Here is a 23,671-nt window from a genome sequence, read left to right as displayed (position 1 = left end):
ATAGAAGGCGGCAGTTGGCTCTGCGAAACGGTGAAAATGCTCACGGAGCGCGCCGTCCCCGTCTGCGGCCATCTGGGCCTCACGCCACAATCCGTCAACGTGTTTGGCGGCTACAAGGTGCAGGGGCGCGATGAGTTGGCGGCCAAGCAACTGCTGATCGACGCCCAGAATCTGGAGCTGGCCGGTATGCAGTTGCTGGTGCTGGAGTGCGTACCAACCGAACTGGCCCGCCAGGTTACCGAAGCCTTGTCGATCCCGGTGATCGGTATTGGCGCCGGTAATGCTACCGATGGTCAGATCCTGGTGATGCATGACGCCTTGGGGATCACCGGCGGCCATACCCCTAAATTTGCCAAAAACTTTCTGGCGCAGGGCGGCGATATTCGCGGCGCCGTGCAGCTGTATATTCGGGAAGTCGAGCAAGGTATTTATCCCGACGAAGAGCACTCGTTCAACTGAGTGACCGGCCACGATTGATAGCTAACTAGCTTATCCCTCAACACCGAGGAGTTATGGAATGGTAATTATCGAAACCCTGCCACTGCTGCGCCAACAGATCCGCCGCTGGCGGCAAGAGGGCAAACGCGTTGCGCTGGTGCCCACCATGGGCAATCTGCATGAAGGCCATATGACGCTGGTGGAAGAAGCCCGCGCCCGTGCCGACGTGGTGGTAGTGAGCATTTTCGTTAACCCGCTGCAGTTCGAACGTGCAGACGATCTGGAGCGCTATCCGCGCACCTTGCAGGAAGACTGTGAAAAGCTCAATCGCCGTAATGTCGAGTTGATCTTCGCCCCTGCCCTGGCCGAAATTTACCCCAAAGGGCTGGAAGAACACACCAGCGTTGATGTACCGGTGATCTCCACCATGTTGGAAGGCGCCAGCCGCCCGGGCCACTTCCGTGGAGTCTCCACCATCGTCAGCAAACTGTTCAATCTGATCCAGCCGGACCTGGCCTGCTTTGGCGAGAAGGATTATCAGCAGTTGGCGTTGATCCGCAAGATGGTGACGGATATGGGCTATGACATTGATATCGTTGGCGTGCCGACGGTGCGGGCCAAAGACGGGCTGGCGCTAAGCTCTCGCAACGGTTATCTCACCGCAGAAGAACGCAAGGTCGCACCGCAGTTGAGCAAAATCATGAACGCCCTGGCGGAGCAGCTAGGCAACGGTGAACGCCACGTGGAAGAGCTGCTGGCACAGACAGCCGAGAAGTTGCGCGAGGCAGGTTTCACCCCAGACGAGCTGTTTATTCGCGATGCCGACACGCTGCAACCGCTGGGCGTAGAAAGCCGCCGGGCCGTGGTGCTGATGGCCGCCTGGTTGGGTAAAGCCCGCCTGATCGATAATCAGCAAGTCGATCTGACGCAGTAAGCCATTTGTTGTACAGTCGTTGCCGTTTTTACCCGGTTGGCGGTAGACTGATCGGGTTTTCGGTGACGATAAATATTGCAAGGAAGCAGCTCTTCTTCAGCCGCCTGAAAAGGCCGATATTCAGTTAGGTAACGCTATGATACGTACTATGTTGCAAGGCAAGCTGCATCGGGTGAAAGTGACTCAGGCTGACCTGCACTACGAAGGCTCCTGCGCCATTGACCAGGATTTTCTGGAAGCCGCCGGGATCCTGGAATATGAAGCGATCGATATTTACAACGTGGATAACGGCCAACGTTTCTCCACCTATGCCATCGCCGCCGAACGCGGTTCGCGCATTATCTCGGTCAACGGTGCGGCCGCCCGCTGTGCCTGCGTAGGTGACAAACTGATCATCTGTTCTTACGTGCAGATGAGCGATGCCGATGCCCGCCAGCACCACCCCAAAGTCGCCTACTTTGAAGGTGACAACCACCTGCAACGCAAGGCGAAAGCCGTCCCCGTTCAGGTTGCCTAAAAAAATCGGGCGCTTTCAGCGCCCGTCTTCTCTCTATTCCGTTACCGTCACACCCGGCAATGCACCAGACTTGTTGGCTATCCGCTCCGCCATGGTGGGGATGGAGTCGGTGCGCAGGATATACAGCCGTTTCAAGGTATAGGGGTTATCGCCCGGCTTAACTTTGCCCTGCACCGTGGTCACCGCCATATGAAGCCCGGCATCTTTTGCCGCCTGGATCGCCTTTTGGTTATAACCACCAAACGGATAGGAAAGGTACAGCACATGCGGATTAAACTGCTCCAACGCCCGTCTTGAGTGCTCAAAATCGAATTCGATGTTATGCAGCGAACGGCTGAGCAGGATCGGCTGGCGGTTGCCATCGGTGCGATGCAGGAAATGGGTATGCGACTGAATATCAAACACACCCTGGATCGTTTTCAGCTCCGAAATGCTCATAAACTGCAACGAATCCGGGTTCCATTTTTGCGGATGACGTTTGATGCGTGAAGAGATGATAAACGCCGTCGCGCGGAAACCGTAATCCTTCAGTACCGGATACGCGTAGCGATATACCGATTTCAACCCGTCATCAAAGGTCAGCACCACCACTTTGCCCGGCAGGTTGATTTGATTATTCAGGTAGGCTTCCAGCTGGTACATCGAGATGGTGTCATAACCCGTCTGCTTCAAATAGGTCATCTGGTTGCTGAAGGCCACGTCCGAGGTGGTCGTCGACGTATTACGGAAACGTTTGTTCTCTTCGTTTTTCAGCAGATGGTGATAAGTCAGCACCGGAATGCCGTTGTCGACCTCACAGTCCAATTCGCTGATAAATCCCAGACGATCGCCGATATTGACTTCGTACCAGGTGTTATTGAGCCGATCTTTCAGCTTGCCGATAATCGGATAGCGCAGGTTCTCTTCCAGTACGCCAAAGATTTCACTTTTGTTATCCGCCGCCGTGTAGACGTTAATTGCGCGCTGGGTGATCAGGTTCTGATTGGTTAACGGCTTGTTCAACTCCCCCAGATCGTCCTTCACCTTACGGGTCTTGCTGATGGCGCGAACGTCGTCTTTATCGATAAAGCCGGTGCCGTAGCCGAACTTAAGCTCGTAATATTCCGCGTCCGCCGGGAACATCTGGATCAGTTGTCCTTTTTTCACTTCACCGACCGGGATCACATGCTCACCGATCAACGAATAAACCTCGCTGTTACGCTGCACTTCCATGTATTGGGCTTGAACAGCGCTGTCTTCTGACAGCAAATCCGCCAACGCTACAGGTGCCAACAACGACATAACAATGCCGAGTAGTCCTGCTGTTATCTTATGTTGAGGCTGCATGATTTGTTCTGCTTACGAGTGCGTCATGAAAAAATGAAGAAAATGTGGATTTCCAGCATAGCACGATTTAAATCGCCGGGAGAAAGGGCTTATTGCCTTAAATTTATAGATTTAGCTGATGTGTGTGCCAAATCAATAAACTCCCTCCCCCGACAACAGGGGAGGGAAATCACATCAGGAACGCAAACCGCGGCCACGCTCAATGAGATACCAGGCCAACCCGTAGAACACCGCAATGAATGCCACCAGCACCAGCATGGTCAGCGCTAACGGCACGTCGGAAATGCCCAGGAAACCGAAGCGGAAACCGCTGATCATATAGACGATCGGGTTCAGTTTGGAGACCGCCTGCCAGAACGGCGGTAACAGCGTCAGCGAGTAAAATACCCCGCCCAGATAGGTCAGCGGCGTCAGCACAAAGGTCGGGATCAGGCTGATATCGTCGAACGTGTTGGCAAAGACCGCATTAAGTAAACCGCCTAGCGAGAACAGGATCGCTGTCAGCAGCAGCGTTACCGCGATCACCCACCAGGAATGGACCACCAGGGGAACGAAGAACAGCGAGATCACCGTCACCAGGATCCCCACACAGATACCCCGCGCCACGCCACCGCCAACATAACCGGCAATGACAACATGCGTTGGCACCGGTGCCACCAGCAACTCTTCAATATTACGCTGGAACTTGGCGCTGAAAAACGACGCTGCCACGTTGGCGTAGGAGTTGGTAATCACCGCCATCATGATCAGGCCCGGCACGATAAACTGCATATAATCAAAACCGTGCATCTCACCAATACGCGACCCAATCAGGTTGCCAAAGATGATGAAATACAGGGTCATGGTGATCACTGGCGGTACCAGCGTCTGGATCCAGATGCGGGCAAAGCGGTTGATCTCTTTAGCCCAGATGCTTTTCAAGGCCACCCAATACAAATGCATCATGCTTGCTCTCCACTGCCGTTCACCAGGTTGACGAACAGCTCTTCCAGCCGGTTGGCCTTGTTACGCATACTCAGGACCTGGATCCCCTGCGCGCTCAGTTGGGTGAACAGACCGTTCAGACCTTGCTCACGCATCACTTCTACTTCCAGCGTGGAGGTGTCCGTCAGACGGCTGTGGTAACCCTCAAGATGGGGCAATGGGCTTTTCGCCGCCAGATCCAGGATGAAGGTTTCGGACTTCAGTTTGGCCAACAGCCCCTTCATTGAGGTGTTTTCTACCAGCTCACCGTTCTGGATGATGCCGATATTGCGGCACAGCATTTCGGCTTCCTCCAGATAGTGCGTGGTCAGGATAATGGTAGTGCCCTGGGCGTTCAGCTCTTTGAGGAAGCCCCACATCGAACGACGCAGCTCGATATCTACCCCGGCAGTCGGTTCGTCGAGGATCAGCAGTTTGGGCTGATGCATCAGCGCACGGGCAATCATCAGGCGACGTTTCATCCCGCCAGACAGCATACGCGCCCGCTCGTTACGTTTCCCCCAGAGATCGAGCTGATTGAGATACTTCTCTGCCCGTGCCATCGCCTCGCGGCGTTCTACGCCATAGTAACCCGCCTGGTTGACCACAATCTGCAGCACGGTTTCAAACGGGTTAAAGTTAAACTCTTGCGGCACCAGCCCGAGCTGGCGCTTGGCGTTAACGATATCCTTATCGATATCGTAACCAAACACCCGCACCGTGCCCGCCGCCTTGTTGACCAGCGAGCTGATAATGCCGATGGTGGTGGATTTCCCGGCGCCGTTTGGCCCCAGCAGGGCATAAAAGTCCCCCGCCTCCACGTTCAGATCGATGCCGCGCAATGCCTTGACGCCACCGGCGTAGGTTTTGGTCAGCTGCGCTATTTCCAGTGCATAATTCATAAGTTATGAGAGTACCTTGTGATGGAGTTGGCTGCCGAACTTGTCTAAGAGGGAGTTTATCATCAGCGGCCCGATTACCGAGTTGAATCCGTGCGCATATCTATAGGGCAGAAAATTGCTTAACTGTTCCGATTTCCAAATTGTGACGCTTGCCATATATTACTTCAACGCAATTCGTTCATAACAGGCCAATAACCGCCATGCAAGAAATCGAAAGGCTTATCGCCAACAACCAAGCCTGGTCCGCTAACATCAACAAGGAAGATCCCGGCTTCTTTGAACGTTTGGCTCAAGCGCAAAAACCGCGATTCTTGTGGATCGGCTGCTCAGACAGCCGCGTGCCTGCCGAACGCCTGACCGGCCTGGAGCCGGGTGAGCTGTTCGTTCACCGTAACGTGGCCAATCTGGTGATCCATACCGATTTGAACTGCCTGTCAGTGGTGCAATATGCCGTCGACGTGCTGGAGGTGGAACATATCATTATCTGTGGTCACCTGGGCTGCGGTGGAGTAGAGGCGGCGGTAGAGAACCCGGAACTGGGGTTGATCAACAACTGGCTGCTGCACATTCGCGATCTGTGGTACAAGCACAGTTCCCTGCTCGGCGAGCTGGAACCGGAACAACGTCTGGATGTGCTGTGCGAGATCAACGTAATCGAGCAGGTGTATAACCTGGGCCACTCAACCATCATGCAGTCTGCCTGGAAACGCGGCCAGAAAGTGATGATCCACGGTTGGGTATACGGTATCCAGGATGGTCGTCTACACGATCTGGAAGTCACTGCTACCAGCCGTGAAAGCCTGGAGATGGGCTACCGCAAAGCGATAGCCACGCTCAAGCAGGAAAAAGGTTCTAGCGCCTTATAGTAGGTTCAGCGCCCTGCTGAACCCTGGCCAGATTATTCGTCCAGCATCACCACTTTGCCGATGTAAGGCAGATGGCGATAACGCTGGGCGTAATCGATGCCATAACCCACCACGAACTCGTCCGGGATCGGGAAGCCAACGTATTCCACCGGCACTTCAACCTCACGGCGCTCAGGCTTGTCCAGCAGCGTACAAATCGCCAGGGACTTCGGCCCGCGCAATGCCAGGATCTCGCGCACCTTGTTCAGGGTGTTGCCGGAATCGATGATGTCTTCGACGATCAATACGTCTTTACCACGGATGTCTTCATCCAGATCTTTGAGGATTTTTACGTCGCGGGTGGTAGACATGCCGCTGCCGTAGCTGGAGGCGGTCATAAAATCGACCTCATGCGGCACTTCAATGGTGCGGCACAGATCGGCCATAAACATGAAAGAACCGCGCAGCAGCCCGACCAGCACCATATCGCTGCCGCTATCGCGGTAATCTTCGGTGATCTGGCGGCCAAGTTCAGCAATACGGGTCTTAACTTCCTGCTCGGAAATCATTACTTCTACAGTGTGTTTCATAGTTTTCAGGTCAGTTGCCGGAAGAAGGGCGCAGAGTTTAGCATAGCTGGCGGGCGGTGGCGACGCGAGTGCGTCACCACTTTACACGCTGCGGCGTGGTTAGCCGCAGCCTGGGATAATTTAATCGGCTACAGTGAAGCCTAACATCATGCCGGTATCTTCATGTTCCAGCAGGTGGCAGTGGGCCATATAGGCCTGATCGGCACTGGCCAGATGATTGAAACGCACCAGCACTTCGCTGCGCCAACCTTCTACCAGCACCGTATCTTTCCAGCCTGCCCGGTGGGCCGCCGGTGGCTTGCCGTTTTCCGACAGAATACGGAACTGGGTGCCATGGATATGGAACGGGTGCATCATCACGTCGCCCTCACCGGAAATGGTCCATTTCTCGTATTTACCGCGCCTGGCCTCAAACGCCGGCTTGGCCATATCATAGGCTTTGCCGTTGATGGTATTGGCATGGCTGAAATCAAACGGTTTGCTGCCATGATCCATCTTGCTGTGGTCCATTCCCGCCATGTTGCTCTGATCCATGCCTTGCATCTTACTATGGTCCATACCAGCCATGTTACCCGCGGCATTGCCATGATCCATGCTCATCCCGGCCATCGCCTGATGCCCATAGCGATCCATCAGAGCCTGCATCCCCAGCATATCCAGCTTAGGATCCATCATCAGTTGCAACCAGCGTTCCTGCACCCCGGCCAACGATGGCAATGCAGGCAATTTCACCAGGCTGTCCGGCATGGATTTCACGCCCAGCGCCAGTGATGGTTGAATATGCAATACCGGCAGCGGCTGATCGAACGGGGCCAACGTCATACCCATTTGCTTCACTGGCAGGGTAACGATATCGAACGGCTTGCCATCGGAGGCATCGACCAACACTTCAAAGCGCTCGCCCATCAGCATCGGCAGTTCGGTCAGCTTAACCGGTTCGCCCAGGAAACCACCGTCACTGGCAATCACGTATAATGGCCGATTGTCGCTGGTGGACAAGTTAAGCGAGCGGGCGTTACAGCCGTTCAGGAAACGCAGACGCAGCCAACCGCGTGGCGCGATGTGTTGCGGATAGGCAGCACCGTTGGTGAACATACGGTCACCAAACCAACCCACGGCCGCGCTCATGATGTCCAACTGATATTCGATTTGGCCGTCTTTGCCCAGGCGCTTATCTTGCAGGATCACGGGAATATCATCTGTTCCCCAGGTTTTCGGCAAGGGCAGTTGGCTGCTTTCTTCATCTTCCAGCAGCACCAATCCGCCCAGCCCCATCATCACCTGCTGGCCGGTTTTGCCATGCGTATGGGGATGGAACCAGCAGGTAGACGCTGGCTGATCGGCAGTGAAACTCACCGTGCGGGTGGTGCCGGGTTGGATCAAGGCCTGTGGACCACCGTCGACATTACCGGGGATCTCCAACCCGTGCCAGTGTACCGTGCTGGCCTCAGGCAGTTTATTACTGATATCCACCGTCACCGGCTTACCCCGTTGCAAACGGACCGCTGGGCCAAGCAACGCACCGTTAATCCCCCAGGTGCGGGTAGCCACGTTAGGCAACCAGTTCATCTCACCGGTTTGCAGCGCCAACGCGATCTTTCCTTGTGCATCTGGCGTCAAAATCGGTGGGATCGGCAAGGCTGGACGATCGGCCGCCCAGGCGGCACGGCTCCATAATGGCAAGGCGCTTGCGGCACCTATTGCGGCGGTCAGTTTGATAAAATCACGGCGTAACATCGCTGGTTCCCTTTTCTCAGTGATCGAAAGCTTAAGGTCCGCAGCCTAAACCCTCCCCTTAGTGGAAGGTCAAGAGCTACGATTAAGGAGTGTTAAGCCCGCATAATTAATTTGGTGCCTTTACAGCCAAGTGTGGTAACGTCAGCAAATATTGAACAGGTCTATTTCATGATGAAAAAAACAACGTTGTTGATGCTGTTGCTGACTATGCTGGGCTTTTCCAATGCCAGCCTGGCGCTGAATGAATCCGAAGCGGAAGATCTGGCCGATCTGACCGCGGTGTTTGTCTATCTAAAAAACGACTGTGGCTATAATGATTTGCCTAACGCGCAAATCAAACGCGCCATCGTGTACTTCGCCCAGCAAAACCGTTGGGATTTGACTAATTATAATAGCTTTAATATGAAATCCCTGGGTGAAGACAGCTACCGCGATCTCAGTGGCATCGCTATTCCTACCCCCAATAAGTGCAAATCTCTGGCGCGCGACTCCCTGAGTCTGCTGGCCTACGCCAACTAATCACTCCCCTGCTTCTACCAACCCTGCCAGCAATACCGGCTGGGTTGGCTATCGCCTATCTATTGCCCTGCCGACAATGCTGTAATTTGCCACACGGAGGGTTTATGATGTTGCGCTCATTTTTCATGGTTGTTATTACGGAGTAACCCGCACATGACCCAGAAAGAGATTTGGTATGAAACGTTACATGCCAACTTTGGCCAGTACTTCTCAGTAGAGCAGGTACTTTACCGTGAGAAGACCGAGCATCAGGATCTGGTGATCTTTGAAAACCCGGTGCTGGGCCGCGTGATGGCTCTCGATGGCGTAGTGCAGACCACCGAGCGCGATGAGTTTATCTATCACGAAATGATGACCCACGTGCCGCTGCTGGCCCATGGCCAGGCCAGGAAAGTGCTGATTATCGGCGGTGGCGACGGTGCTATGCTGCGTGAAGTTTGCCGTCATCAGGGCGTTGAACAGATCACCATGGTTGAGATCGACGCGGGCGTGGTGGAATTTTGCCGCCAATACTTACCTAATCACAACGCCGGTGCCTATGACGATCCCCGCTTCAAACTGGTGATCGACGACGGCGTCAATTTCGTCAGCCAGAGCGACGAAAAATTCGACGTGATTATTTCTGACTGTACCGATCCGATCGGCCCCGGTGAAAGCCTGTTTACCTCGGCGTTCTATGAAGGTTGCGCACGCTGCCTCAACGAGGGTGGCATCTTCGTAGCCCAGAACGGCGTTTGCTTCCTGCAACAGGACGAAGCAGTCAACAGCCACACCAAGCTCAGCCAGTATTTTAACGACGTCAGCTTCTATCAGGCGGCGATCCCGACCTATTACGGCGGCATCATGACCTTTGCCTGGGCCAGCCAGAATCCGGCTTTGCGCCAGCTGGATGTCACCACGCTGCAACAACGCTTTCATCAAAGTGGCTTAGACTGCCGCTACTACAATCCGGCAATTCACGCTGGCAGCTTTGCCCTGCCGCAGTATTTGCTCAACGCACTGAACGTTTCACGTTAAGCGAGAAGATAGGGGCTAAACCTAATTGCAAAAGATCAAACTGCACGGCTTTAATAACCTGACCAAGAGCCTGAGTTTTTGTATTTACGATATTTGTTATGCCAAAACCGCAGACGATCGCGATGGCTATATCGCCTACATTGACGAACAGTACAATGCCAACCGCCTGACCGAGATCCTCAGTGAAACCTGCTCGATCATTGGCGCCAATATTCTCAACATCGCCCGCCAGGACTACGATCCACAAGGCGCCAGCGTCACCATTCTGATGAGCGAAGAGCCGGTCGATCCGAAAGACGTGGATACCTCTGAGCACCCAGGGCCGCTGCCAAAGACGGTGGTAGCACATCTGGATAAAAGCCATATCTGTGTTCACACCTATCCAGAAAGCCACCCAGAAGGCGGCCTGTGTACCTTCCGGGCCGATATTGAAGTCTCTACCTGCGGCGTGATTTCACCGCTCAAAGCGCTGAACTATCTGATCCACCAATTGGAATCCGATATCGTCACCATGGACTATCGCGTACGCGGTTTCACACGCGATGTAGCCGGTGTGAAGCATTACATCGATCATGAGATCAATTCGATCCAGAACTTTATGTCCGAGGATATGAAGGCGCTGTACCACATGATGGATGTGAACGTGTATCAGGAGAACATCTTCCACACCAAGATGCTGCTGAAGGATTTCGATCTGAAACACTATCTGTTCAACGCCAGGCCGGACGAGCTGAGCGAAGAGGAGCGGAAAAGGATCACCGATCTGCTGTGGAAAGAGATGCAGGAGATCTACTACGGGCGCAACATTCCGCACCTGTGATGTTGAGATACAGGGCAGCCGAGGTTGCCCTGTCAGTCACACCAGATGCAAGCCTGCGGGTAAATCCGCCAGCTGCTGTTGTGCAGTGGCAGCCAGCGCCTTATCGGTGACGATATCCGTCAGGCTGCCAAGCGGTGCCACACAAAATAACGAGTAGGCAGCGTATTTACTGCTATCTGCCAACAGCACCCGCTGGCGGGCATTGGCCATCAAATCCTGCTTCAAGCCCGCCTTCTCTTCGGTTGGGGTGGTAATACCGTTCTCAATACTCCACGAGTTACAGCTGACAAACGCAATATCCGGATAGATCCCTCGCAGCAATCTGCGCCCATGATCGCCGACGCAGGACTGGCTGCTGTCATCAATACGGCCACCAGTGATGGTCACCTCGATCTGTTTAAATCCTGAGAGAAACAGTGCGATATGCAGATCGGCGGTGATCACCCTCAGCGGGAGATGTGTCAAGTGCCGCGCTAACTCCAACATAGTGGTACCCGCATCCAGCACCACTGCATCACCGGCTTTAACCATCGTGGCCGCAAATTGGGCGATAGCCCGCTTCTCCTGCGGGTTACGCAGCTGTTTTTCGTTAGTGGTAGGCTGTGCGGGGATAAAACGGTTGAGGGCCACGCCGCCATGGCTGCGATTGATGATCCCCTGCTCATCCAGCTTGATCAGATCGCGCCGGATGGTGGCAGGAGAAGCATCGATAGCGCTGACCAATTGCTCAACGGTGACCAGATTATGGGCTTTCAGGTAATCCAGAATCTGGTCCTGGCGAGTTTGTGGCTTCATGACGTCCGTGGTATCACGCCAACTGAGTGGCTAATTTAATCGAGATCGCCATGCTCTCAGACTTGGCTTTACCTGTCCAGGCAATATCAAACGCGGTGCCGTGGTCGGCAGAAGTTCGGATAAACGGCAGGCCCGCCGTGATGTTAACCCCATCGTAGAAGCCCAGCAGCTTGAGGGGGATATGCCCCTGATCGTGATACATGGCGACCACCATATCGTACTGGCCTTCATAAGCCTGCAGGAAGACGGTATCCGGTGGGCACGGGCCTGAGACATCGATCCCAAGCTGTTTTACTGCCGCAATCGCCGGGCTGACGATGTTGATCTCTTCATCGCCAAACAGGCCATGTTCACCCGCGTGGGGGTTAACGCCCGCGACCGCGATCCTTGGATGTTTAAAACCGACGCGCTTGAGGAAGGTATCCGCCATCGTCACCACCGTTTCGATCCGCTCGGCATTCAGCGTATCAAGGAACTTGCGCAGGGCGATGTGGGTGGAAACATGGATCACCTTCAGCTTATCGGTGTACAACACCATCGCATAATCCCGACTGTGGGTCAGTTTTGCCAACAACTCCGTATGGCCTGGATACAGATGCCCGGCCAGATGCAGCGCCTCTTTATTCAGCGGCGCCGTGGCAATGGCCATTACCTCACCTGCCATGGCCAGTTCGGTGGCACGCTTTACGCATCGGTAAGCCAGATCGCCCGCTTGTGCCTGCACTTTCCCTGGTGTCAGCGCTGCGGGGTCCTCTAGCGGTTCATCAATCACGTTGATAATACCGGGCGCGAAGCGTGCCTCCGAAACCTGCTGGATCGGCCTCAACTCGACCTTTGGCACGATCCCCAATGCCTGAATACGTTGCAACGTTTGCAGACAGCCCACCACGACCGCTGGCGTTCCCGCCAACTCACCTTCAGACAGCGCCTTAATGATAATCTCTGGCCCAATGCCTGCCGGATCGCCCATGGTGACCGCAATCGTGTTATTTGCCACTGTACATCTCCTCAATAAAATAAAGTGCATCCCGCAGCGTTGAAGCGCCGCCAAATCCTCCGGCCTTGGTGATCACTGGCAGATCGTCGATCTCGCTGTTGACGAACGTGCCACAGGGCACACAAGGAACAACCTCACTGGTAATACGGTAGCCCTCCGCTCCCAACGCTCTGGCAACCGCAATGGCGATGTCGCCTCCGGTCAGGAACAGACCGCCAATCTGGGCCTGATTGATAATCGCCAAGGTGATGGAGCCTAATGTCTGGCTGATTTTGTCCCCCAACTGCTGGCGCGAAAGATCATGCTTTTCACAAAGCGTATCGATCATCCGGCGAGCATCGGCATCTCTGCAGGTGCGTAGCACGCAGTGCTGCCGATCTCGCAGTACGCTGACAGCCTGACGAATAATTTCATCTACCGCAGACTGGCTGTGCGGTTGCAACAAGGCTTCAACATCAATATCCAGTATGCCGAGCGATTTTTCTTCTGCGGCAAACACAATCTGCTGCCGGGTGGCTTCACTCATCGATCCGGCAACCACCAGCACGGGCAGACGCTGGCGAGCGGCCAGATAGCTGCTGGCTGGCAATGCATTTGCCAATCCGGCAGCACCTACCAGCAGATAACGGCAGCCGAGTTGCTGAATTGCCTGTGCCAACTGCGCCAGATCGCCATCTGTTTCGGCATCCACTACCACAATCGCTGGCCCGTTGCGGCTCAGGAGCGGCAACTCGCGGCCTAGCTCGCCACTGCGTACTACCTGTAAATCCAACTCATGGATCGGGTAGGCCGTCTGCAAACCAATCAAGGTCTTGATATGAGAAGACACGATCGGCGTTTTCGGATCGCTGGCGAACTCGGTCTCCACCAACGGCACGCCGTGAACCCGGCATTCGCCATTGAGCGTTACCCGACCTGCTGCGGGGATGGCTGCGGCCACGATAGCCAACTGCGCACCGCTGGCGACCATCGCCGCCTCGATCTCTGCTCCCACGTTACCGCGAAAGGTCGAGTCGATTTTTTTATACACCAAGGGCGGGGTATCGCTCTGGCAATACGCCCGCAAGGCTTCACTTACCTTGGCGCTGGCCATTGCAGGAGATAACGCCCGGCTTTCAGTATTGATCACCAGCACATCCGTACGCCGGGTAGACTGCGGTAGCTCGTTGAGCACCACGTCGGTACGCGCGCCCTTTTTTGCCAATTGCACGCCGGTATCGTTAGCTCCGGTAAAATCATCGGCAATCACGATCATCTTCATGCTGTCTCCTTCAGCGCTACGCCCTTAGCGGCATTACGCTTCGCCACCCAAGAACTGAGAATCGGGGTCAGTATGGCGGTGGTGATCACCGAAGCGGCAATCAATGGGGCCGCAGCCGCCGCGACGCTAGCTAACGAAGGATCCGCCTGGGCAATCGCCAATGGCGTCGCCACCGCATTTCCGGCAGTGCTCGATGCTGCCGCACCGGCAATACCTGAGCCCCCCACCAGTCGATCGGCGCGAATATTAAAGAAACCGCCGACAAAAGTGGTCAACACGCCGAGCAGAACCCCAGCCATACCGCCTTGCAGTAACATTTCCAGATTGATGCCAGCACCGAGCGCGAAGGCAAAGAATGGGATCAGGATTGGGCCCCCCTTGGTGAGGAAGTCGCGCATCTGATGATCCAGATTACCCAACATCATCCCTACCAGCAGGGGAACCAACACCGCCACCAACGCCATCAATGGGATATTCGCCATACCTGCCGCACCCAGCGCGATCATGGTGAAGAACGGCCCGTCATTCAGGGATAGGATCGAAATCGCCCCGACGTCTCGCTCATTACCAAACTCGCCGACCAACGCCGCATACAGGCCGCCGTTGGAGTTGCTCATTGCGGCAATGATCGCCACGCCGGTCAGGCCAAAAATACCTTCCGCCCCAAACAGATGCTCAACGCCTAGCCCCAGGGCCATGGCAACCAGCAGTTTGGTCAAGGTAATGGTGCCGCCCTGCAACAGTGCCTGCGGAGCCGCCTTGAAGCTGATACCGGCCCCCATACACAGCAGGAAAGCACCAATCAGTGGAGCCGCACCGTTTTTGAACAGTGCCGTGGTGAAGCCGCCAATATCCAGCGCCTGTGGAGCAAAGGTGTTGATCATTGCGCCAAGCACCAGCGGGACGACCATCATCCCCCCAGGGATTTTCTCTATTGTCGCCTTAATTTTCATCCTACCCTCGTCATTGTGATTTATTTTAATCAAAATGATTATATAAAATCAAAAAAGAAAAAATCGGCGCTGTGTCGCAGATTAAAAAATCAGCAACATGATTATTTGATTTTATTTAATCATTACAGAAGGGAGGAAAGGCGGCCGAGAATCGGCCACCTGGGACTCACAAGGGGCGCAGCATCCTGCCCCCGTCTGGATAATCAGTAGTTGAGCATAAACGAGCGGTAGGCTTTCAGCACCGTCAGGAAGTCTTCGATACCGCAGAAAGAGAGGCTCTCTTCGTCGTAGTAGTTCATCCCCTCTTCCATTTCGTCGCCTTCGAACTCCAACTGGTTGGCGCGGATCATCACCTCTTCACCGTCCATCAGCAACGTGTATTCATGGCCTTCCAACTGCCACTGACGCTCACTGCCCTTGACCCCTGCCGCACCGGCTTCGATACGGTCCAGCAGGTTAAAATCACCGTTGAGCTCTTCATTAATCCAATGGCCGATGGCCTCATGCCCCATCGAAAATCTGACCACCACCTGACCGGTTACGTCACGCAGAAATTCGTAATCCATAGCATGCCCTCCTGAGCTTTTTTATAAGTGTAACCCTTAATTCGCCACTATCTCAGTGGGCGCTCGCAAAGTTGATCGATTGGGCCAAATAAACTGCGGCGCAATATAACGGTTTATCCTTGGGCTTGGGAAGGCTCTCTGTGCCTGCTATGGACGGGCAATTGTTGTTATCATGGCTCTCATTAGCCCTTACCCAAGCCTGAGCCGATGATCGACAGCGAAATCACCCTGAAAAAATTGGAAATCTTTCTGGCGTTTATGGAGAAGGAAAACATCGGCCGAGCCGCAGAACAGCTTGGCTTGAGCAGCGTTAGCGTGCATCGTGCGTTACATACTCTGGAAGAGGGTTTTCGCTGCCCGCTGTTTATTCATAAAGGGCGTAACCTGCTGCCCCTGCCCGCTGCGCAAACGCTGGCAGAATACGCCCGCGATATCGTGGATCTCACCTACAAAGGCATCGAAGAAACTCGGCTAAAGGCGGGGTTTGGCCAGCAACGCATGCGTATCGGCACGCTCTACTCACTGACGCTGGAAACCATTCCACGGTTGATCATGGGGCTGAAGGTACGCCGCCCGGCCATGGAGATCAGCCTGACGATGGGATCGAATGAGGATCTGCTGGCCCAGTTGGGGAACCAATTGCTGGATGCCATCCTGATTTCGGTTTCGGACAGCCAAATCGATCCGCTGCGCTTTGAGATCCTGCCACTGTTTGAGGATGATATCTATCTTGCCGCACCGGCAGCCTCGGCGCTAAACAGCGATGGCACGGCAGACCTGCAAGACTTTCGCAGCCAGAAGTTTGTCTCCCTGACCGAAGGCTTCGCCACTTATCACGGCTTTAGCGAAGCGTTTCAGATTGCCGGTTTTGAACCGGAAATCGTCACCCGGGTGAATGATATTTTCTCAATGCTCAGTCTGGTGCAGGCCGGGGTGGGCTACACGCTGGTGCCAGGGCGAATGAAGAAGATGTATGAACACACGTTGAAATTACTGCCGCTGTGCGAACAGTACCAAATGCGCCAAACCATCGCGCTGGTGTTCAACCGTAACCAGCAGCAGGATCCGAACCTGCTGGCGTTGACGGCGGAAGGCCGTATGTACGCACGCGGTGAAGGGCCGGTTTAATCGCGCCGATATTTGGCCACAATGCCGCAGACCGCGTTCAGCCCCAGTTGGCAACGGGACAGCGCTTCCCCCTGCTCCATCACTTTTTTGGTCAAGCCGGTTAATACCGCGCCCGGCGGCATTTCGATCGCCAGACGGACTTCCCGTTCGTAGGCCGCCACCATCGCCTCATGCCAGCGCACGGTGCGGGCCATATTGAAGGCCAGATCGTCAGCAATCCGCTCCGGCTGCCATAACACGCGCCCGCTACTGCCGCTGAGATACGCAACCTGTGGCCGATTGATGGTTACCTTCTTCATGGCCTGCGCCAGCTTTTCCGCCGGTTGTGCCAACAGGGCACAGTGGGAAGGGACGCTCACCGCCAAACGCTGGGTTTTCGCCGCACCGGCGGTTTTCGCCAACGCCATGACCTGCACCATTGCGGCTTCGCTACCCGCGATCACCAATTGGTCTTCGGCATTGATATTGGCCAGATAGACCGGTAGCTCAGCGCTGTTGACCTCTGCTATCAACCTTTCCACCTGGCGTAACGGCAAACCGATAATCGCCGCCAGGCCATATCCCGCCGGATACGCCTCCTCCATTAGCTGGCCGCGTAACGCCACCAGCCGGACGGCATCGGGAAATGCCAAAGCCCCAGCAATCACTGCGGCCGGAAAAGCGCCGATGGATAACCCACTGACAAAGTCAGCCTCGACCCCGTGCTGCTGTAATTCCCGCGCGTAGGCCACGCCGGCTATCAGCAGGCAAAGCTGCACTGCCCGGGTTTTCTGTAAGGCTTCGGCGCTGTCCAATGCCAATACGTCCTGGTCAAGAACAGCGCAAGCCTCGCTTAACAACCGCTGGGTTGTTTCATTGGCCGGCAGTTGGTGCAGCATTTGAGGCACCTGCGGTCCCTGACCGGGAAAGGTAAATAAAATCTTCATCAGATCTCCTGAGAGCTGGCCCATGGATCCGTCGTCACCAACGGCCCCTCAGCGGTTTTCAGCATCGCTCGTCCATCCCGCAGCCATTCGCTCAGGGCAAAGCCGCCGAGCGGTGTTTCTATCTGGGCATCGGCGCGGCAAGGCAGCGCCTGCAACCACTGCGCCAGCCGCTGCAACTCATCAAGGCTGGCAGGCTGCGGACAGCGAACCAACAGATCCAGATCGCTATCGGCATGCATCACCGGAATTTCGGTCGCCAGCGCATAACCACAGCTGCCGGTCACGCCCCAGCCCCACGGCCAAGGCCGCTGAGCCAGCATGATGAGCGCCTGCACCGGAGGCTGGGAAACAAAGCTCGAGTGCAGCAATGCCAAGGGTTCACTCACCAAAGACTCCGGAGTCACTATGCGCCGGATAGCCTCTTCGTTAACCCAAGCTGCGGCGCGCTGGCTGCGTTTCATACCCCGGATCCCCACCGGGATCCGCCCGTTGCCCTGAACATCGCGCCGCACCACCAGCGGTAATGAGGTGCGCCACTGCTGGCTCACCCACTCCGGCAACGCCTGGTCGGCGCTGAGGGCAGAACGGTCACTAATCCAAATCAGGTCATGCGGGCGAATCATCGGTTGCTCCAGTTACATCCCTGAGGTCAGGGTGATAAACAGCGGTAAGGTAATGATACACAACACGGAACTGATCAGTAACGTGGCTTCGGCATCCGGCGACTGCACGCCAAAACGGTTACCAAAGACGATACCGAAGAAGCCGGCGGAAAGGGCGATCATCAAAATAGCGGTGATGGCCACGCTACCGTGCAGGCCCAATGCCAGCACCAGCCCCCAGGCAATAAACGGTTGGATCAGCAGTTTGGTTACGCTCGACAGCAGTACCGGGCCGTTGATCTGCAACTTACGGGCAGACAGGATCACGCCGGTCAGGAACAGCGCCGTCGCCGTAGCCGACAGGCCAAGCGGTTTGATCGCGGCCAGCACCATTTCAGGCATATGAACGCCTATCGCCGACAGCACCACCCCAAGCAGCGGCCCCCAGACGATCGGTTTTTTTACCGAGCGCCACATCAGCACCGGCAACATGCCCAGGCTGGAACCCTGAACCCCACCGGCTGTACGGGCCTTCTCACGCTCAAGGATCAGCAGGCAAAACGGTGTCATCAATACCGAACCACAGGCGATAGCCACCGCCACGGACAGTGAGGTTCCCGGCGTTTCCCCCAGCACGCTACCGAGGATCGGCAGGCCCAGCGCAGCATAGTTGGGCAACGCCACGGTGAGCGTCAGCACCGCGGCATCCTGCGGAGACTTATGGAAGATCCCGGTGCAGGTAAAATAGATCGCTGCATAGGTGATCCACATCGCCAGCACCAACACCACGATCAGCGGCGACTGCTCAACGATCCCCGCCCAAGGCGTTTGTACGGTGGCACCGAACAGGGCCGCCGGCAGGGCAAAATCCATCACGAAGATGTTGAGTAATGAAACGTTCTGGTTATCGACCATTTTTGCCTTACCGGCAAAAAAGCCCAGCAGCATAATGACAAAAATCGGTGCCAAGGCATGAATAATTACGTATGTCATAAATCACCTGTTAAAAAGAAAAAATCAGTCAGATCAGGTGCGATGGTGTTAGTTATATTGTTATATGCAGGTGAAGCTTTATGCCGGGTCGGAACGCATCACATGCGCCCTCCCGGCGGGTCGTATTTTGTTCCTGAACTCTGACGTAAAAATGGCTAGCGTGGCATTACCACTCTGCGCGCATACGTTCACGCACCAGCGAAGAGCTATGGCGGTTGTCTGCCCCCAGACGGTTAGTTAAACCAACGCCTTCACTGCGTGTTTTAGCAATCGCCTGGACCACCGAGTGGCGTACCAGATTAAGCTCCTGCTCACTGGCCTGCAGCGGGTCACGGATATCCAGTAACTGTTCCAGCAGGCCCAGCGAGCTGTAATGCTCGATGTCATAGGCCATCGGTGGAATGGTTGCTGCCAGCTTCTCCAGCGCCTCTACGGAGCGTAACGTGATGCGCGCCGCAGACTCTTTGCCCATCGCATGGATCATCACGCCAGCATCGTTGAAGGCGATCAAGCGGTTGGCCTGATAGCCGTGCGCCAGAAACGCGCCGGACATGGCTTTCCCGACGATCAAACCAATCACCGGGTGACCGGCCAGCCGAGCCTTGGCATAAGCCCCGGCCGCACCGGCCAACGCCTGATGAATACCAAAGGCCTCTTCCCGACGCCCGTAGGCCTGGCTCGGCACATCGATCACCGCCACGATAGCGCGCTTTTGTGCTTTACCAACGTCGGCCGCGACCGCTTCACTGACTACCTGAGCTAACGTCCAACCTTCCAGCAAACCTACTTCACCGCGTGCGGCGCGTGGGTAATGGTTATTTGCATCCGGCACCACGGCGATAAAACGCACCGGTTGGCCCTCTAGTTCAGCGTCCGCGACTCGGATCGAGGCGCACTGCCCCTGGCGCTGCTCGGCACCTGCCGTCAGCAAAGAGAACCAATATTCTCCACGGCTTGATGATGACGTACTCATACCCGATCCTCCGCAGCAAACAGTTGAGCAATGACCGCCGAGTCCGCCTGCTGGCGGGTGTCGAATTGCGACAGTTTCGGCAAGTAGTAGTGATAATTGTCGGAACGGTGCTGAGCAGGCACGCCGCGTTGCAGGCAACCTGTCATCGCAGCCTTGACCGCATGTAACGCATCAGGGACTTCTTCATCGACAAAGCCGCTGCGATAGCGCACATCGCCACCGGTCATGCTCCAGATAAAAGGCCGATCGCGGGAATCGTATTCTTCGATACCGGCTTCCTGTTCAATTACCTGTGGGCCGTTTAAGCCCAGGCGCGCTTCACGGGTGACAATCAGGTAGCTGCATAATGCTGCCGCGATCGACATCCCGCCAAAGCAGCCCACGGTTCCGGCAATAATGCCCACCACCGGGGTATATCGGCGCAGATCGACAATCGCCGCATGAATATCCGCGATCGCGGCCAGCCCCAGGTTGGCTTCCTGCAAACGCACGCCACCGGTTTCCAGCAGCAATACTGCCTGAGTCGCAATGCCGTTGCGGTTATCTTCTGCCGCCAGTTCCAGGGCCGCGGCCATCTTGGCACCGGAAACCTCCCCCATACTGCCGCCCTGAAACGCCCCTTCTACCGCCACTACCACTGCCGGTTGACCGTCAATGGTGCCTTTGGCGACCACCATGCCGTCATCGGCCTGGGTGACTATGCCTTGTGGCTCCAGCCAAGGTGAAGTAATACGCTCAAATGGCCCCAATAGTTCACGAAAACTGCCGCTGTCCAGCAGATTACGAGCGCGCTCCCGGGCGCTGAGTTCGATAAAGCTGAGATCATCACGCATGGGCGGCCTCCTCAAATACCTGTTCGATACGCAACCGAGCCACCCCCGGCGTAGCGCCGAAGTCGTTAATCTCTAACCGTCCGGCAGGTAAATCACGCAAAGAAGCCAAGCGTTCAAACAGGTGCTGCCAACGCTGACGACTACCGTCTACGGAGGTTTTGATCGCCACCGTCAGCGTACCGTCAGCTGCAGGCTCAAACAGAGCCTCCATGTCACCGGAGCCCACGACTCCGCTCAGTGCCTTACCCAGCAGCGTAATGCTGGCCGGATAACTCAAATCGATATGTTCCATAACATCCTCTGGATTGATTATTCAGCGGGCCGTAGCCCGATCGAGGAACAGAGCCGCAGCCAGCAAATCGGCTGCGCCACCGGGTGAAGCGTTACTCGCCAATAGCCGTTGTTCCAGTTTGGCCAACGCCGCCTGCCCTGCCGGATGTTGATATCCTCCGGCATGCAGTACCTCGGCGGCCCCCTGCTGCATCGCTTTCAGCGCCGTTAGCCCACCGCGCGACAACACACAGGTATCGCTCAGGGTGGTCATGATGGCCATCAGCGCATCGATCTGCGCGGCTGGCTCACTGGCCCCTTGGCTCCTGCTGTGCCACAGCTGCGGCAGCGCCCGTTGCATCACATGCGGAAAACCTTGCTGGGCCTCTTCCCTTGCGCCTGGAACCTGATAGCGTTGAGTGGCTCGCAAGCCTTTACTGAACACCTTCGGGCTGGCGTGGTCCGGCAATTGCGCCAACTGGGCGGCTAATACGCAACTGCTGGATGGTGTTGCGTTACCCCCTTGCATGGCTACCGCCGTCACCAGCAAGCCCATCGCCCAGATCGCCCCGCGATGCGTGTTAACACCGGCAGTGGCTGCCATCATCCGCTGTTCACCTTCCCGACCAATCCGGCCAACTTCCTGGCGTAACGCGCTATCGGCTGGACGCTGCCAACCGGCAATCGCCAGCCGATGGAAGACCGGCGTCAGGCTGTGAGCCGAACGTTCCATCAACGCCAGCGTCAGATCCTGATGCGCACCGGAGCCCCGGGCATCCACCAGCCCCGGTTTCGGGCTGAGGCGCGCCTCATCCACTAGCGCCTGCGTGGCAAGCTCCGCCAATCGTGCGGCAACCCGATCCGCATCAGAGGCGATTAAACAGGGGGAAAGTTTCATTACCAGCTCCGGAATTTAGCTGGCGGGTTATACAGGCCGCCGGACCACTCGACCAGATCCGCTACGCTGCCCGCAGCCAGCAAAGAACGCGAAGCATCGGTGCGGCGAATATCGAGATCTTCCGGGAACACCACTTTGCCTTCACGGCGCAGTTCAGCCACGCGTTTGGCGTCCACACCCAGCCCGATATCGGTGATACCGGCTACCGCAGCCACCATAGCGCGGCGCTCTTCCAACGAGCGTGCACGATACAGATAAGCGATGCCCTCTTCGGTCAGCACGTGGGTCACGTCATCGCCGTAAATCATCACCGGAGCCAACGGCATGCCAGATTCTTGCGCCACATCGACGGCATCGAGTTTTTCTACGAAGGTCGGTTTGGCACCTGCCTGGAAGGTTTCCACCATCTGCACCACCAGCTTGCGGCCACGAGCCAACGGATCCGGCTCTTCGATCATATCCAACCAGGCAGGCGTAGCGTGGCGACGACCGTGTGGATCGTGCCCCATGTTCGGTGCGCCGCCAAAACCGGAGAGGCGGCCACGGGTCACGGTAGAAGAGTGAGCCATACCGTCGATCTGTAAGGTGGAGCCGATAAACATATCTACGGCGTACTGACCGGCCATCTGGCAAAACGCGCGGTTGGAACGCATGGAGCCGTCACTACCGGTAAAGAAAATATCCGGGCGAGCGGCAATGTAATTCTCCATCCCCAGCTCACCGCCAAAGCAGTGCACGGTCTCAACCCAACCGCTTTCGATCGCCGGGATTAGGGTTGGATGTGGGTTCAGAGTCCAGTGTTTACAGATTTTACCCTTCAGGCCCAGTTGCTCACCGTAGGTGGGTAACAGCAGCTCGATGGCGGCGGTGTTAAAACCGATACCATGGTTCAGCGATTGCACCTGATGTTTGGCGTAGATGCCTTTGATCGCCATCATCCCCATCAACACATGCACGGGTTTGATCAGACGCGGATCGCGGGTAAACAGCGGTTCAATAAAGAACGGCTTGTCTGCCACCACCACAAAATCGATCCAGGAACCGGGGATATCAACTCTTGGCAGATCCATTTCATCGTCGACCAGTTCGTTGACCTGAGCGATGACGATGCAGTCTTTAAACGCGGTGGCCTCCACCAGTGCCGGGGTATCTTCGGTACTTGGCCCGGTGTACAGATTGCCATGACGATCGGCCTTGAACCCGGCCACTAGCGCCACGTTCGGCACCAGATCCACATACAGGCGGGAATAGAGTTCTATATAAGTGTGGATGGCTCCGATTTCGAGCTGCCCATCTTCCAGCAGTTGGGAAATGCGCAGACTCTGGGTACCAGAGAAGGCAAAATCGAGCTTGCGGGCGATGCCCTTTTCAAAAATATCCAGATGCTCGGCGCGGCCAACGCTTGGCATGATCATATGCAGATCGTGGACCTTGGTGGGGTTGACCTCGGCGAGCATACGGGAGAGAAAATCGGCCTGTTTCTGGTTATTGCCTTCCAGCACCACCCGATCGCCAGAAACCAGCAGTTTTTCCAGCACGCTGGTCAGATCGGCGGTGGGGATCACTTTGCCCTGCGACTGCCCTTGCACACTCGCGATACGGCGTTTTTTTTCCTGCCGCCGGGTATCCCAAACGCGCGTGGGGCTTTGATGAAGCGACATACCTCAACCTCCTGGGTTTACTTGGTTCGGTTTAGTACGGTTAGAGTAAGAGTCTAGGAGAGCGCTATCAATCAAGCAGGGGGATGGTTTGTTAGCCTGAGAGTAATGATTTCATCAAAACAATACTAATCAATCAGTTAATATCAATAAAAGCGGGAGACGATCACAAAAAAACGGGGAACCCAAAGGCTCCCCGTGATGATGCTA

General features: G+C 55.8%; 26 protein-coding genes. 8 read left to right on the top strand and 18 right to left on the bottom strand.

The genetic code is table 11. The annotated features are described in order from the left end of the window. The 3 genes from panB to panD form a co-directional block, all read left to right on the top strand. On the top strand, positions 1-459 hold a 459-nt coding region (gene panB, locus JHD74_RS11515), incomplete at its 5' end, for a 3-methyl-2-oxobutanoate hydroxymethyltransferase (protein WP_199062747.1). Positions 460-517: 58 nt separating this feature from the next. Next, complete coding sequence (gene panC, locus JHD74_RS11510; RefSeq protein WP_199062746.1) at positions 518-1,372, top strand: pantoate--beta-alanine ligase; 855 nt, start codon at positions 518-520, stop codon at positions 1,370-1,372. 136 nt (positions 1,373-1,508) lie between these two features. Further along, entirely contained in the window at positions 1,509-1,889 is a 381-nt protein-coding gene (gene panD / locus JHD74_RS11505) for an aspartate 1-decarboxylase (protein WP_024484346.1), read from the top strand. 33 nt (positions 1,890-1,922) lie between these two features. On the opposite strand, the gene JHD74_RS11500 is transcribed toward panD, so the two are convergent. From JHD74_RS11500 to JHD74_RS11490, 3 genes are all read right to left on the bottom strand, one after another. Then, positions 1,923-3,215 (bottom strand): polysaccharide deacetylase family protein, encoded by a 1,293-nt coding sequence (locus JHD74_RS11500; RefSeq protein ID WP_199062745.1) that lies wholly within the window; start codon positions 3,213-3,215, stop codon positions 1,923-1,925. A gap of 174 nt (positions 3,216-3,389) precedes the next feature. Next, positions 3,390-4,160 carry an ABC transporter permease gene (locus JHD74_RS11495; RefSeq protein WP_024484344.1) on the bottom strand — a complete coding sequence of 257 codons (771 nt, stop codon included), beginning with the start codon at positions 4,158-4,160 and terminating at the stop codon, positions 3,390-3,392. Further along, the gene (locus tag JHD74_RS11490; protein ID WP_199062744.1) at positions 4,157-5,080 is read right to left on the bottom strand and encodes an ABC transporter ATP-binding protein; all 924 of its coding nucleotides are present in this window, start codon (positions 5,078-5,080) and stop codon (positions 4,157-4,159) included. The genes JHD74_RS11495 and JHD74_RS11490 overlap by 4 nt, the downstream gene beginning before the upstream one ends. 200 nt (positions 5,081-5,280) lie before the next feature. Between JHD74_RS11490 and can the strand changes: the two genes are divergently transcribed. Beyond that, entirely contained in the window at positions 5,281-5,946 is a 666-nt protein-coding gene (gene can / locus JHD74_RS11485) for a carbonate dehydratase (RefSeq protein ID WP_024528324.1), read from the top strand. 32 nt (positions 5,947-5,978) lie between these two features. Here can and hpt read toward each other — a convergent pair whose 3' ends face one another. Next, positions 5,979-6,515, bottom strand: coding sequence for a hypoxanthine phosphoribosyltransferase (gene hpt, locus JHD74_RS11480; RefSeq protein ID WP_071681992.1), 537 nt, complete (start codon positions 6,513-6,515; stop codon positions 5,979-5,981). Positions 6,516-6,635: 120 nt separating this feature from the next. Continuing rightward, positions 6,636-8,252: a multicopper oxidase CueO gene (gene cueO / locus JHD74_RS11475; RefSeq protein WP_199062743.1), complete on the bottom strand. Its 1,617-nt coding sequence runs from the start codon at positions 8,250-8,252 to the stop codon at positions 6,636-6,638. Positions 8,253-8,423: 171 nt separating this feature from the next. On the opposite strand from cueO, the gene JHD74_RS11470 reads away from it, so the two are divergent. The 3 genes from JHD74_RS11470 (at position 8,424) to speD (ending at position 10,608) form a co-directional block, all read left to right on the top strand. Then, positions 8,424-8,771: a YacC family pilotin-like protein gene (locus JHD74_RS11470; RefSeq protein ID WP_037375824.1), complete on the top strand. Its 348-nt coding sequence runs from the start codon at positions 8,424-8,426 to the stop codon at positions 8,769-8,771. A gap of 153 nt (positions 8,772-8,924) precedes the next feature. After that, positions 8,925-9,788, top strand: a complete 864-nt coding sequence (speE, locus tag JHD74_RS11465; RefSeq protein WP_021806257.1) for a polyamine aminopropyltransferase — start codon at positions 8,925-8,927, stop codon at positions 9,786-9,788. 25 nt (positions 9,789-9,813) lie between these two features. Then, positions 9,814-10,608: an adenosylmethionine decarboxylase gene (gene speD / locus JHD74_RS11460; protein WP_074029651.1), complete on the top strand. Its 795-nt coding sequence runs from the start codon at positions 9,814-9,816 to the stop codon at positions 10,606-10,608. 36 nt (positions 10,609-10,644) lie between these two features. On the opposite strand, the gene JHD74_RS11455 is transcribed toward speD, so the two are convergent. The 5 genes from JHD74_RS11455 to yacL form a co-directional block, all read right to left on the bottom strand. Beyond that, a complete protein-coding gene (locus tag JHD74_RS11455) occupies positions 10,645-11,403 on the bottom strand; it encodes a DeoR/GlpR family DNA-binding transcription regulator (protein ID WP_199062742.1) in 759 nt (252 codons plus the stop codon). Positions 11,404-11,416: 13 nt separating this feature from the next. Then, the gene (locus JHD74_RS11450; RefSeq protein WP_051372329.1) at positions 11,417-12,430 is read right to left on the bottom strand and encodes a D-threonate 4-phosphate dehydrogenase; all 1,014 of its coding nucleotides are present in this window, start codon (positions 12,428-12,430) and stop codon (positions 11,417-11,419) included. Then, positions 12,390-13,661: a four-carbon acid sugar kinase family protein gene (locus JHD74_RS11445; RefSeq protein ID WP_199062741.1), complete on the bottom strand. Its 1,272-nt coding sequence runs from the start codon at positions 13,659-13,661 to the stop codon at positions 12,390-12,392. Before JHD74_RS11445 ends, JHD74_RS11450 begins: the two co-directional genes overlap by 41 nt. Further along, entirely contained in the window at positions 13,658-14,614 is a 957-nt protein-coding gene (locus JHD74_RS11440) for a 2-keto-3-deoxygluconate permease 1 (protein WP_065684536.1), read from the bottom strand. Before JHD74_RS11440 ends, JHD74_RS11445 begins: the two co-directional genes overlap by 4 nt. 203 nt (positions 14,615-14,817) lie before the next feature. Further along, a complete protein-coding gene (gene yacL / locus JHD74_RS11435; RefSeq protein ID WP_021179705.1) occupies positions 14,818-15,180 on the bottom strand; it encodes a protein YacL in 363 nt (120 codons plus the stop codon). Positions 15,181-15,387: 207 nt separating this feature from the next. Between yacL and JHD74_RS11430 the strand changes: the two genes are divergently transcribed. Beyond that, complete coding sequence (locus tag JHD74_RS11430) at positions 15,388-16,308, top strand: LysR family transcriptional regulator (protein WP_024528332.1); 921 nt, start codon at positions 15,388-15,390, stop codon at positions 16,306-16,308. On the opposite strand, the gene mdcH is transcribed toward JHD74_RS11430, so the two are convergent. From mdcH to mdcA, 8 genes are all read right to left on the bottom strand, one after another. Next, positions 16,305-17,234, bottom strand: coding sequence for a malonate decarboxylase subunit epsilon (gene mdcH, locus JHD74_RS11425; protein ID WP_199062740.1), 930 nt, complete (start codon positions 17,232-17,234; stop codon positions 16,305-16,307). The genes JHD74_RS11430 and mdcH overlap by 4 nt on opposite strands. Then, on the bottom strand, positions 17,234-17,857 hold the full coding sequence (locus JHD74_RS11420) for a malonate decarboxylase holo-ACP synthase (RefSeq protein WP_199062739.1): 624 nt from the start codon (positions 17,855-17,857) through the stop codon (positions 17,234-17,236). Before JHD74_RS11420 ends, mdcH begins: the two co-directional genes overlap by 1 nt. A 12-nt stretch (positions 17,858-17,869) precedes the next feature. Then, on the bottom strand, positions 17,870-18,829 hold the full coding sequence (locus tag JHD74_RS11415; RefSeq protein ID WP_024528335.1) for an AEC family transporter: 960 nt from the start codon (positions 18,827-18,829) through the stop codon (positions 17,870-17,872). A 166-nt stretch (positions 18,830-18,995) separates the two neighbouring features. Then, positions 18,996-19,802 carry a biotin-independent malonate decarboxylase subunit gamma gene (gene mdcE, locus JHD74_RS11410; protein WP_024528336.1) on the bottom strand — a complete coding sequence of 269 codons (807 nt, stop codon included), beginning with the start codon at positions 19,800-19,802 and terminating at the stop codon, positions 18,996-18,998. Beyond that, complete coding sequence (locus tag JHD74_RS11405) at positions 19,799-20,635, bottom strand: biotin-independent malonate decarboxylase subunit beta (RefSeq protein WP_024528337.1); 837 nt, start codon at positions 20,633-20,635, stop codon at positions 19,799-19,801. Before JHD74_RS11405 ends, mdcE begins: the two co-directional genes overlap by 4 nt. Continuing rightward, a complete protein-coding gene (locus JHD74_RS11400) occupies positions 20,628-20,927 on the bottom strand; it encodes a malonate decarboxylase subunit delta (protein WP_199062738.1) in 300 nt (99 codons plus the stop codon). The genes JHD74_RS11405 and JHD74_RS11400 overlap by 8 nt, the downstream gene beginning before the upstream one ends. 21 nt (positions 20,928-20,948) lie before the next feature. Beyond that, positions 20,949-21,803, bottom strand: coding sequence for a triphosphoribosyl-dephospho-CoA synthase (locus JHD74_RS11395; protein ID WP_199062737.1), 855 nt, complete (start codon positions 21,801-21,803; stop codon positions 20,949-20,951). Beyond that, on the bottom strand, positions 21,803-23,464 hold the full coding sequence (gene mdcA, locus JHD74_RS11390; protein ID WP_199062736.1) for a malonate decarboxylase subunit alpha: 1,662 nt from the start codon (positions 23,462-23,464) through the stop codon (positions 21,803-21,805). Before mdcA ends, JHD74_RS11395 begins: the two co-directional genes overlap by 1 nt. Between the last annotated feature and the right edge of the window lie 207 nt (positions 23,465-23,671).

This window comes from Serratia sp. ASV30 (assembly GCF_016428815.1).
Lineage (GTDB): Bacteria > Pseudomonadota > Gammaproteobacteria > Enterobacterales > Enterobacteriaceae > Chania > Chania fonticola_C.
Note: the sequence above shows the minus strand (reverse complement) of the source record. Positions and strands in the feature narration are given on the sequence as shown.

Coding starts and splice junctions, on each gene's coding strand:
- JHD74_RS11445 (WP_199062741.1), bottom strand. CDS start 13,661: ATGAAGATGATCGTGATTGCCGATGATTTTACCGGAGCTAACGATACC.
- JHD74_RS11500 (WP_199062745.1), bottom strand. CDS start 3,215: ATGCAGCCTCAACATAAGATAACAGCAGGACTACTCGGCATTGTTATG.
- JHD74_RS11395 (WP_199062737.1), bottom strand. CDS start 21,803: ATGAAACTTTCCCCCTGTTTAATCGCCTCTGATGCGGATCGGGTTGCC.
- mdcH (WP_199062740.1), bottom strand. CDS start 17,234: ATGAAGATTTTATTTACCTTTCCCGGTCAGGGACCGCAGGTGCCTCAA.
- JHD74_RS11415 (WP_024528335.1), bottom strand. CDS start 18,829: ATGACATACGTAATTATTCATGCCTTGGCACCGATTTTTGTCATTATG.
- JHD74_RS11440 (WP_065684536.1), bottom strand. CDS start 14,614: ATGAAAATTAAGGCGACAATAGAGAAAATCCCTGGGGGGATGATGGTC.
- mdcA (WP_199062736.1), bottom strand. CDS start 23,464: ATGTCGCTTCATCAAAGCCCCACGCGCGTTTGGGATACCCGGCGGCAG.
- JHD74_RS11470 (WP_037375824.1), top strand. CDS start 8,424: ATGAAAAAAACAACGTTGTTGATGCTGTTGCTGACTATGCTGGGCTTT.
- panC (WP_199062746.1), top strand. CDS start 518: ATGGTAATTATCGAAACCCTGCCACTGCTGCGCCAACAGATCCGCCGC.
- JHD74_RS11455 (WP_199062742.1), bottom strand. CDS start 11,403: ATGAAGCCACAAACTCGCCAGGACCAGATTCTGGATTACCTGAAAGCC.
- JHD74_RS11450 (WP_051372329.1), bottom strand. CDS start 12,430: ATGCACTTTATTTTATTGAGGAGATGTACAGTGGCAAATAACACGATT.
- yacL (WP_021179705.1), bottom strand. CDS start 15,180: ATGGATTACGAATTTCTGCGTGACGTAACCGGTCAGGTGGTGGTCAGA.
- can (WP_024528324.1), top strand. CDS start 5,281: ATGCAAGAAATCGAAAGGCTTATCGCCAACAACCAAGCCTGGTCCGCT.
- cueO (WP_199062743.1), bottom strand. CDS start 8,252: ATGTTACGCCGTGATTTTATCAAACTGACCGCCGCAATAGGTGCCGCA.
- JHD74_RS11405 (WP_024528337.1), bottom strand. CDS start 20,635: ATGCGTGATGATCTCAGCTTTATCGAACTCAGCGCCCGGGAGCGCGCT.
- speE (WP_021806257.1), top strand. CDS start 8,925: ATGACCCAGAAAGAGATTTGGTATGAAACGTTACATGCCAACTTTGGC.
- hpt (WP_071681992.1), bottom strand. CDS start 6,515: ATGAAACACACTGTAGAAGTAATGATTTCCGAGCAGGAAGTTAAGACC.
- JHD74_RS11420 (WP_199062739.1), bottom strand. CDS start 17,857: ATGATTCGCCCGCATGACCTGATTTGGATTAGTGACCGTTCTGCCCTC.
- JHD74_RS11490 (WP_199062744.1), bottom strand. CDS start 5,080: ATGAATTATGCACTGGAAATAGCGCAGCTGACCAAAACCTACGCCGGT.
- JHD74_RS11430 (WP_024528332.1), top strand. CDS start 15,388: ATGATCGACAGCGAAATCACCCTGAAAAAATTGGAAATCTTTCTGGCG.
- mdcE (WP_024528336.1), bottom strand. CDS start 19,802: ATGAGTACGTCATCATCAAGCCGTGGAGAATATTGGTTCTCTTTGCTG.
- JHD74_RS11495 (WP_024484344.1), bottom strand. CDS start 4,160: ATGATGCATTTGTATTGGGTGGCCTTGAAAAGCATCTGGGCTAAAGAG.
- panD (WP_024484346.1), top strand. CDS start 1,509: ATGATACGTACTATGTTGCAAGGCAAGCTGCATCGGGTGAAAGTGACT.
- JHD74_RS11400 (WP_199062738.1), bottom strand. CDS start 20,927: ATGGAACATATCGATTTGAGTTATCCGGCCAGCATTACGCTGCTGGGT.